Origin of the sequence: Prochlorococcus marinus str. SB (assembly GCF_000760115.1) — a bacterium.
Classification (GTDB): Bacteria; Cyanobacteriota; Cyanobacteriia; order PCC-6307; family Cyanobiaceae; genus Prochlorococcus_A; species Prochlorococcus_A marinus_D.
This window is the reverse complement of sequence record NZ_JNAS01000003.1, coordinates 1-10,919: the sequence shown is the minus strand read 5'-3', so window position 1 is coordinate 10,919 and position 10,919 is coordinate 1. Positions and strand designations below refer to the sequence as shown.

Genomic DNA, 10,919 nt, shown 5'->3' with positions numbered 1-10,919 from the left:
GTTACTTCTCTGCCAGAAATACTGACAGCACTGACACTATTCTCAGATCCTGCCGTGGTTACTATAAAGTCAGTGGTAGATGGAACATTACTGGAATCAAGACTTTCGTTATAGGTAAGAACAATCTGTGTTCCATCTGTAGATGTCACCGCACTGCTAAATGTTGGAGCAGCGTTGTCTTGTTCAGCTATTACATTTATTTCGACCGGAAATTCAGTGTCGCTGTAGGCGCCGTCCGGATCCGAAACGCGAAGCATCACTTCATGTGTTCCAAGATCCCTTGATGATGGGCTCCCAACCAGATGCGATTGGCTATCAATAGACAGCCATTCCGGTCCACTTAATAAGCTAAACGACAAGTCATTGGCTTCATGATCTGGATCAAAAATGTCTTGAGTTAGAGACGTAGCGAAAGCTTTACCCGCAACCGCATCACCTAGAGACCACTGCGTAGCAATCCAAGAAGGTCGTTGATTCGTCGGACCCTCAGGCTTCGGAGCAATGGGATATAAACTAACAACTCTGAAACCAGTATATATATTATCACTCTTGCGTTTTATAGGTACTCCGTTGTTACTATGGGTAGCTGTGAAATAACTATTGCCATTCGCTGCGTAAAAGCCACCACGGGCTCTGGTGTTAGCGCTATCGAAAGAATTGTCAGCTTCAAGCCATTCGCGCAAGCTTCCAGCTTGGTCGTATGTTCCATAATGCGATGGTCTGTCATCGGTGCCTACTGGATGTGGTGGTCCATCTTTATGTTGACCAGTTGGCCATCTTGAAAGATCACCATCTTGAATCGCATTAGAAAAGTATGCTTGGTCTCCCTTTGGAAGAGTAGTTGATTGGTAAGACTTGAGCTCAAGGCCTTCAAAGTCTTCGCTGAAATATTCATTATCTTGCTCATCAACAACTAAAATATTGTCAATGGCCCAAAAGGCCCAAAGGTCTTCACTAGTCTCATAACTCCATGTGAAAGTAGCTGATTGTGCTCCCTCTGGATTGTCGAGATTAATTGTTTTGTTCGCATTATAGCCGTATTTTCTTTCCTTGATCTGTTTAATAGTAATGGGAGCCGCGCCATCATAGGAGACTGAAATAGAAGCATGGTTAGGCGTATGTCTGGGCCATGATGAATCAAAATTAAGCTTGAGTTCGCCAGCTACTGCGCCAGAGATATCAATGCTTGGCGTAGAGATTTCCGACTGCGTTGTTACCCCAGCTGTTTCCAATGAGAATTCGTAGGGGTCAATAACTGCAATTGTCCCCGTGCCATAGGTAAATTTATTTCTAATACTTCTGTGTGAGTTATTGCGACTCCAGGATTTAATATTGTGAAAAGTCCAGCCATTGAATTCATCTGCTGTTAAGGCATTTTCTGATTCTTCTGAGACAAGTTTCCCATGCTTATTCCCGTTGCTAACTGACCAACCACTAGGAGCTTGATCAGTCCAATCTCCAGGTGCTGGTTGACCGGAAAAATAGGCGGCTTTGTACCACTCATCTTCTGTCGGCAATGCAACTGCGCCGATTTCCATCTCACTCCAATTTCGCTTGTTGATTCCATTGTTGGCTCCCCAAATGGTATAAGTACCCCGGTTATTGTTCCCACTTGTAAGCCAATTGCAGAAACGAAGAGCGCTCCTAAAGTCAACAAAATTGACTGGATGTTGTTCATAGCCATCTTCAACTGTGTAAACAAACTCACCATTGATTTCCTGCCTATTGATTTTCATCGATTCATGGTATCGATCGGTCAGACCATCCTGTGAGCTGACTTTTCCTGTGTCATTCAGAAAAGCCGCGTATTGTTCGTTTGTGATCTCGTATTTACTGATGTAATACTCATAGGGGACATGACCGTAACCATCAAAGTTGGCTTGATTCCCAGCATCCCCAACATGCACCATTTCAATTGGGATTGCTTTTTCTATGCCTGATGGCGTCGAAAACTCCCAGACATCGCCAGTGACGACTTCTCCGTCCTCTTTGACTGAATCAACGCGCCAGTAGTATATTTCACCCGGCACAAACGGGCTGTCAGGTGTGAAGATGTTATTTGTTTGCTCAGACTTTAATTCAAGGCTATTTGGATCATTGCCTAAATAAATACGATGTTTAACAGCATCGATTCCTCCAAGCCAAATCAGATCACTGGTTGGTCTCGCCCTCGGCGATGAGTCGTAGGGGATGGGAGATCGTGCCTTTTCCGTGCGGTGGCCAGGGATCCAATAGTTCAGATCACCGAATTCATAGGCTCCAATATCAGGAGCATCTCCTAGAAAACCATCAGTGATTCCTGTTTGTTCAACACCTGCATCAATTAACTGAGAGTCACTTTTTAAACGAAAGTCAAAATTTTCGGGATCACGGAGCTCAGATTGAAGAACATTTCCTCTGCTTCGGGTCGTTGAATTGCCTTGGTGGATGCCAGGTGTTTTGTATTCCGATGGATAACTATCGTGATTGCCCGCATTGTTCACTGCAATGGAATGTTGATTGCCAAGTTTTTCTGCTGAACCCCGTCGTCCATCGACTCTATAGTCGTAAACATTAAAATAATTATTTTCAGCTGTTGGGCGGATGATTCCGTTAACTGCTGGATCGTATCCTTCTGTAAAACCATAGAATTTATCATGTGCAACATTGATGTCTATATGAGTATTGCCGAAGGCAGTATTATTCGTAATTGTGTGCAGATCACCTTTCAGTCGTGTACCACGCTTGGCACCAGTTAATACATTATTTTGTACAGTTCCACCCATTCCTGCAGCGTCGCCATCAAAGCGAATGGCATTTCTTCCTGGCATGTTATGAATCCAGTTGTTTCGCAATGTCGTTCCCATGACATTGCCGCGATTCACTTGGATTCCAGCGTCATCACCATGAAAGTGAAAGTCATAAATGCGGTTGAATTCAGCTAAGGACTGCGCGCCCTGCTGTGCTTGTCTATTCCCAAATTTCCCCATACCACCCCATCCGCCCGTATGAAATGTTGAGTGGCGGACAATATTTCCATCATTCACTCCTGCACTCCACAACATGCCTCCGCCGTGGGGCTTGTTATGGAAATAGCTATCCTCCACAAGATAATTTGAACCTCCTCGCCCGTAATAAAGGAGAAGTGAATAGGAGTTTGCAAATTCGCTCCTACGGAATGTCAAACTCGCATCGCCATTTCGATGTGCTAATCCACCCGGTCCACCGGTTTCGTTACCAGCGATGTTGATATAATTTTCATAGTCACCCTCTGCTTTGTTAATATCTGCGCCAAGCATCTGCTTGTGGTGGCCAGAATATAAAAACTTGCTGTTCTCAAAGGTTAGGTTATGAGAACCTAATAAATGAAACGAGCCTGTTCGAACTGTGATTCCATCAAATTTGATATGAGACGAATCATATACTTTTAGAATCCGATCAGAGTCTGTCTGGTGTTCTTGCTCGGTATAACCACGTGCCTTGATCAATGCTTGATTCGGATTGGCATTGTTTTCAAGCCAAACATATAATTCTTTCGTATCCTTGTCATAAAACCACTCACGTTCTGAATTAAGTAGATCAAGATCTCCTGTGATATAGTAATTTTCTAGAATCTTCAGATCTTCAGCTCCTGATGACGTTTCAAATGTTGCCTCACCAGCGTTGTGAGATGTAATGTCAAAAACTTTCGGGCCTACACCATTAACGACGACGACACCACCTTCCACGCTGACATTCAGATCAGAAAGGCTATGCTTTTCGTCTTGATTTCTAAAGCGATTGGTCTCCGCACTTTCTTCAACAATTCGATCAGCATGAGAACGTGTTCCTAAATCCCAGTAACTCTCTGGAGTTGGATTGTTACCATCAGATTCATCGTATTCATCCCAATGTTTTTTGATGTCTGGCCAACGTGCCCCGATGAGCATCGTGTCATCAAGGAATAGCTGAGTGACATCAAAGTCAACGGTTGTTTTCCAGATGTTGCCTTCGTAAGGTATCCATTCGCTTGTAATGTCTTTTGCGCCTTCAATCACAACTTTTTCATCGTTGTAATTGCCGATCGTTATTGGCTCTTCTTCAGTGCCATGGATGTTGTCAATATGAACTCTTTCTTTGTAAATTCCCCCTCTTAGTTTAATCTCATCACCTGGTTGAGCTATCGACGATGCATAGGTAATCGTTGCCAGCGGCAGCTCGTACGTTCCCGGATTGCTGTCGTCCCCGTCTGGAGACACATAGATGGTCGTATCTGGAATAACTTTTATGGTGTAGGGAACATCTAGGGTTTGTGATTCACCCAAGGAATCTTCAACACGGAAAACAATGGACTTGTTGCCAGAATCACCGGCACGTGGTGTTCCTGTAAGCCCTCCATTGGATGTCACGCTCAACCACTCAGGCCCCTCCTCTATTGAAAAGCTGAGAGGGTCTCCATCCGCATCAAAGGCAAGCTCAGCTATTGAGGTAACATAAGGCTCATTTTCATAGGCATCATCCAATTCCCAGGCTGTTGATTTCCAGGCAGGGGTCAGATTGTCAGTACGCTTTCGAACAACGCGGAATCCCCAATCCGAGCCTTGATCGGACGCCGCTCTAGTTTTCCCAGGGGAGCTTGAGCTCATTGAGTTGAGGCTCACAGGATGAAGAAAACTGCCTCCTTTTCGAAGCTTTCCAGGTAACTCGTTGGGTAAATAAGCAACGTCATCGAGCCATTCCCAGGCATTACCAGCTTGGTCATACGTGCCCGATGGGCTGGGTTGGTCGAAGCTTCCGACTGGGGCAAGCCCTGCAAAAGCAGAGCCTTCAATATTGGCCTGATCTACCCCAATGGAATCAGTCTGTGTTGGATAGGTGTGTAGCGACGGATCAGACGAAGAGTCATAAAGGCCTGCCTTCAGCCATTCCGCATGGGAGGGCAGCGCGTAGGCACCTCCGTCAAACTTATCTTGATCACGTGGAATTTCTTCTTCTTTATTATCACTTTGCGCTGGCTTGATCGCATAAACTCCGTTTTCGGTGCTGCCAGTCGATAGCCAGTTTGCATAACGTGCAGCATCATAAAAGCTGACATACGTTACTGGATGATTTGCTAATTCAGGAACAACGGTATAGGAATAATCTCCTGATTCCCCCTGCCGGGTGATACCACCTAGGCCCTGATCAAGATCTGTCTCACCCATTTTATTGTCATAGAGTAAGTAATTATCGACAGAAGCTACCGAATTCAAGAATTGCGCATACTGCGCATTCGTAACCTCATGGGTTCCAATATAAAAGTCGTAATCGGGCAACGTTGAGTTAGATACTGGGTCAATCTCTAGCGTTTCTCCGGGAACAGCACGAACCAGAACACTCGGCATCGCAGGCAATGCTTCAACCACCTGGAACGACCAAAGATCACCTTCAACAACGGAGCCATCTTGTTGTTCCGTATCAACTCGCCAGTAATAGGTGGTGCTCGGAATGAGACCTTCAGGGGGTGTGAAAATATTGTTGGTTTGCGAGCTAACGAGCGTAAGGTCGGTTGAATTCTCGCCAAAGTAAACATGGTTCAGCTTTACATCCTTCCCTTCCAGCCACATCAAATCAGCGTCAGGTTTGACGGTTGTTGAACCATTTGGGGCAATCGGGGTCCTAGCTTTTTTTGTACGGTGGCCTGGAATCCAATAGGACGATGCACCTACTTCATAGGCGCCACTATCGGGTGCCTCTCCTTGATATCCATCAGTAATGCCAGAGATATGTAGGCCTGTATCAACAAGTGCTGAATTTTGTTTTGGACGAAAATCAAAATTTTCAGGGTCCCGCAGCTCTTCTTTGATCAATGAAGTACGTTTATTGTCTTGGCCGTGATCGCTTACATAGGAATTGCCAACTGCCTGATTTGGAGATCCAACGCCAAAAGGATCAGGCATCCGATCAAATGCGTTGTTATGAATACTTGAATTGAAATGGCCTCGTCGCCGATCCTTGTCCTTCCCATGTCTTGAAGGTATGTATCGATCATCCCACTCCATTCCATCATCAACGCCATCATCATTCAGGTCCAGGTAACCATAAAATTTTCCGTGGTCAGCACTTAGATCGTATGAAAAGTTAGAAACTAAGGTGTTATTCATGATTTCATGCTGATCACCTTTGATTCTCATTCCACGGCGAGTTTCATGAGCAACGTTGTGATGAGCAGTGCCTCGGATACCCGCGGGGCTACCATCAAACCGGATTCCATTGCGCCCTGGAGCATCGTGAATCCAGTTGTAGGCGATCAAAGCGCCTTCTTGAGATGCTGCTGGTACCTGAATACCCGAGACATCTCCATCACCGTGGAATGAGTGAATGTGGTTGTATTGCCATACAGATGAATCGCCGATTTTCGCAGCACTACCAAAGCCAAAGGTGTGAAATGTATTTCTCTCAACCTTCATACCTGGTGCCGCCGAGACTCTCAGGGCTCCGCGATCGCGAACATTATGCAAATAACTATTCTTTATTTCTAATCCAGGCCCGGCGGCGCGCAGCAAATGGCTGATTCCGTTGGCAAATTCACAGTTGGTAAAACTAATATTTGAATCAGGAACCTCATCTAAGTCTGGCCGTCCCTTCAGGCTGACTGGTTGAATGCGATTGTTATAGAGAGGAAGCTGTCCATCCTTCAACATCCGACCATCATAGGTCGGATATAGGAAACGCATCTCGTCAAAATTTAGATTCGTTGCTTCGTTAAATTCAAATATTCCAGTATGAAGTGTGATTCCTTTGAAATCTAGAAATGATGAATTGTCGATCTCCAGTAGTACGTGATAATCAGCATCTGGATGTAGATCGGGGTCCGAGATATACGAGCTTGAACGATCCCAGGCACGTGCCTGCAAGTCACTCAAATTGGGATCCTGGTCATCAGGCATCCAGACATACAGGTCTCCGGATTCCTTGTCGTAATGCCATTCCTGAGGCTGATCCAGAAAGCCTAAATGGCCCTCTAGATGATAATGAAGCTGTCTGCTTCCCTCAACCGGACCATTTTTGGTGGGCCAGAGATCTGCAGTTTCGACATTGCCGTCGTTCCCGCTGATCCAATTAAAATTCTTCAGGGCTGTCTGACCTGGACTGCGGAGCCATAATTCAAAGTTTGAATCAATATCAAATATAGATTCGCCAGCCTTGTGATTGATGATCTCACCAGCATGGGTCTGGCCAAAGCTTTTATGAGGGACCAGCATCGCTCCTTTGACACTGAAGTCAAGATCAGATAGGCGATGTTGACCTTCATGATTTCTATACTCATCCGGCACCTCAGGATCAACAAGGGCAAGGGCACGTGTGCCTTCAATATCCCAGTAACTATTCGGTGTTGCGTTGCGGCGATCTGAGTCATCAAGACGATCCCAATCTTTTGTGATGTTCGGCCAGCGTGCCGCTGTTAACATCTGTCCATCTAGAAACAGCTGAGAGATGTCAAAATTGAGATTCGTTTTCCAAATATTCTCGTCATGCTTGACCCAACGCGTATTGATTGCCTCAGCACCAGTCAGAATGACTTCTTCATTCTGATAATTTACAAAAGTGATTGGTGCGTCTTTGTGGCCATTCAGCTCTTCGATTTTGAGGCGTTCACGGTAGGTGCCCCCGCGGATTGAAATCACATCACCGGCTTGAGCATTATTAATTGCATGTTGAATGGTTCTGAATGGAGCAATAAAGCTGCCTGAGTTGGAATCATCTCCATCAGTAGAGACGTATATTGTGCTGCTTTGTGAGTCGGTTCCGATTTGGCTAAGGACAATACTCTTAAGTGGATCCTGGTTATTGCTATTTAGAGATTGCTCTTTTCTTACTTCGTTGTTACCGCTTTCATTCATGCCGGTATTTTTGGCTGTTTATTAAGAAATTATTCAATCTTACTATAAACAAAAACCTAAAAAAAAGAGTAATTTAATGTATGTTTTATAAACGACATTTATTTGAAAGGAGAGTCAACCGAGACACCCAAAAAATTCTATTAAAGATATTCAAATATATATAGACTCTGCTCCATAAAACATTGCATTAAATTCTGTAACTGAGCTGACATCCCATGACAGTCGATCCAAGATAGTTTCTTAAGCAGAAGTATTCATTTCAAGATCCTTAACTCAATTTTAAATAATATATCCTAGAAATAATTTTAGATTTATTAATCAAATGAATACTTATTTTGTAACTGCAACTTTTAAGAATGTTGCTCTCATGGGTGCAGCTTACGATCTTTTTTTAAAGGTTGTTGAAGATGGAACTTTGAATGATGAGTTTGAAGGATTCAAAGTTTTGGGAAGGTATCATGCCTCTTACTCAAATAATGTTTATATTATTGTCCAAGCTTCAGCAGGTATAAAAATGACAGAACACTTTGCTCCTTGGAAAGTTAAGTTTGATATAGATTTTGATATCAAGCCAGTTATGACTGACGATGAAAAAGTTGCTGAGCATAAGCTTGTTGGTTCATTAATGGCAGCAGAAAAGAAAATGGGATTCTCAGGTTAATTATTTTTTAAAAATGTAGATTATGAATATTTTATTCCTATTTTGAAAAATTCTCCAGAAACTGCATCTACAAAAAGATGAAACTCTACTACTATCACTGCTAATAGTTAGTAATTGACAGTCGATCTAAAATAAGGGGCAAATAGCTCCTTTTTTAATGTCAAGTACTCAAGCCATAGAAAATTTAATTAATGGTTATGCAACCAGTGAAGACTCCTCTTTTCTAATACCGAATGCGACTGAAGATTTTTTGGCTGTAAGGCCAAGTGGAAATCCAATCTCTGCGCAGGGATTAGTGGGAATGTTTGATAGTAAAGACTTAGTTGCAGAATCCTCAGAACTAATCAAAACCCACAAAATTGAAATTTACGGTGAGATAGCATACGCCGTTTTCACTTTGAATGAAATCTTCAGTTATAAAGGAAATCAAAATAAAGATCTTTCAACTTACACTTGTATTTTTAAAAATGAAAACGGTACATGGAAATATGCCTGGATGCAAAGATCACAAGGAACTACTGATATGAAAACTTGGGAATAAATGAAACGCTTACTATTTTGACCGCAGGTAAATTAAGGCTTGGTTATCCTGAATCAATAACTCCTGAAGAAATACCTTTTTAATTAATGTTGCGACTTCTTCCGTTACCTATTTTTATTTGCATTTATCTATTTTCTTGGTGGAGATGTAAAAAAAATATTATCGCTAGTGATAAGCAACTTAAACCTTGCATTGATTGGGCATATATAAAAAATTTACCTCTCCCACCAAAACCTTCATTTGTGGAGTTTTATATTGTTTATGTCTCTTCTTTTTTTAAATTTCCCTTTGGGATAATTATTCAACAACTACCTTTCTCAAAGAAAGTAAGATACTACGAAAGAGAAATGAAATTAATATTTGATAAATGGAATCTAGAAAAAATTAAAAAAATAATTAACTAATTTATTGATATGTTTGGAGTAAAGATATATAAATTCCTAATAATACAAATATTGCTACACCTATTCCCATAACTGTGGTGGGTTGATTATTCCAGAAATTAGTTAAAAATTCCATTGATTGGGAAGTTTAAATTTTTTTAGCTCTATTAGCTCTATTCATAACTTTTCGCAAAATATTATTTTTAATTGATAAATCAGAAATACAATAAAGAGTTAAAAACAGAACTACTTTTGCAAAAAATGAGATTTGCATAATAAAAATAACTCTACACTCATAAAAGCAAATTTCATTAAAACTGCCAATTTTTTTGAAGACCTCACAGGAGGTATTTTTAATAATTGACAGTCTCTCTAAAATAAGTTGCAATTATTTTTTAATTTATGTTGTTTCTAATTTCTTACAAATTTACTGATGCAAATGCTCAAGATAAGGGATCCAAAATGTTAAAAGAATGGTACGACAAAGGCGGGCCACAAAATAGACCAGAAGGTTATGACGTTAAATCTTGGATTTTCTTACCTCAACATGGCAATGGTTACTCTGTTGTAGACGCTGATTCTTTAGAAACTATTTGGAAACAGTGGAGTCCTTGGAGAGAATTATTGGAATTTACTATTGAACCTTGTGCAGATTTAGATCAAACAGTAGCTCTATATTGTTAATGAAACGCTTATTACTTGCATCGCTTTTAAAATTCTGTGCCCATACAATATGAATGCAAACTTAATAACAATAAGATTGAAGCACCAAAATAATGTATATGGAACCATTTAATAAAAGATACATTATTAGATTTTTTCTTATAAAAGGAAGTAAATAAATTGGATAAGTATGGCTTTGTTTTAAGTGAGAGCTTCAAAGTATTCATAATGGTTTTATTTTTAATGAAACAAATAAAAAATATTTATGCAAGTAATAATACTTTTCTAAATTAGAGAACTAGAACTACAAATTTAATTATATCGCTTAATATTTTTAATTAGTTTATCTGTAGATATTATTAGGTAAAAAGTAAACTGAAAATATAGTCAAAATTAATCAATTACATTCTAAGAAATAAAACTATTCATACTTATTTATGACTTAAAAACTCTATGACTTCGGCTTAAAAAATAAAATCAGATATTGATCCATCGTCTAAGTTATGGTTATAAATTATTGCCAATAAATCACTTTTATTTTCATTTGTATAGACCTTAATATTTTTGCCACTATTAAAAATACCTAATTCTCTAACAACAAAATCTGCTTTGTCGATTTTATCTTCTCCTTTTTCAAAATCTCTTATTCTGTCATAACCACTTCCTGCAGTTAATCTAAATACATCATTACCACTTCCACCATATAAATCATCTTTACCTAAACCTCCAACTAAAATATCATCGCCATCTTCTCCTTTTAATAAATCATCTCCACTTTCTCCATATAATTCATCTCCATCATCTCCACCTCTAAGATAATCATCGTCTTC

6 protein-coding genes are annotated in these 10,919 nt (G+C 40.7%); 4 read left to right on the top strand and 2 right to left on the bottom strand.

The window, feature by feature from the left end; genetic code table 11:
* On the bottom strand, window positions 1–7,841 hold a 7,841-nt coding region (locus tag EV02_RS09150), incomplete at its 3' end, for an SUMF1/EgtB/PvdO family nonheme iron enzyme (protein ID WP_052043509.1).
* Window positions 7,842–8,163: 322 nt separating this feature from the next.
* On the opposite strand from EV02_RS09150, the gene EV02_RS00005 reads away from it, so the two are divergent.
* From EV02_RS00005 to EV02_RS00020, 4 genes are all read left to right on the top strand, one after another.
* The gene (locus EV02_RS00005; protein ID WP_032520585.1) at window positions 8,164–8,502 is read left to right on the top strand and encodes a DUF3303 domain-containing protein; all 339 of its coding nucleotides are present in this window, start codon (window positions 8,164–8,166) and stop codon (window positions 8,500–8,502) included.
* Window positions 8,503–8,659: 157 nt separating this feature from the next.
* Window positions 8,660–9,043 carry a DUF3804 family protein gene (locus EV02_RS00010; RefSeq protein ID WP_032520583.1) on the top strand — a complete coding sequence of 128 codons (384 nt, stop codon included), beginning with the start codon at window positions 8,660–8,662 and terminating at the stop codon, window positions 9,041–9,043.
* Between the two features lie 86 nt (window positions 9,044–9,129).
* Window positions 9,130–9,447, top strand: coding sequence for a hypothetical protein (locus tag EV02_RS00015; RefSeq protein ID WP_032520582.1), 318 nt, complete (start codon window positions 9,130–9,132; stop codon window positions 9,445–9,447).
* A 381-nt stretch (window positions 9,448–9,828) separates the two neighbouring features.
* Entirely contained in the window at window positions 9,829–10,110 is a 282-nt protein-coding gene (locus EV02_RS00020) for a DUF3303 domain-containing protein (RefSeq protein ID WP_032520578.1), read from the top strand.
* A 443-nt stretch (window positions 10,111–10,553) separates the two neighbouring features.
* Here EV02_RS00020 and EV02_RS0109075 read toward each other — a convergent pair.
* Window positions 10,554–10,919: M10 family metallopeptidase C-terminal domain-containing protein (locus EV02_RS0109075; RefSeq protein ID WP_032520576.1), on the bottom strand; the 366-nt coding region annotated here is incomplete at its 5' end.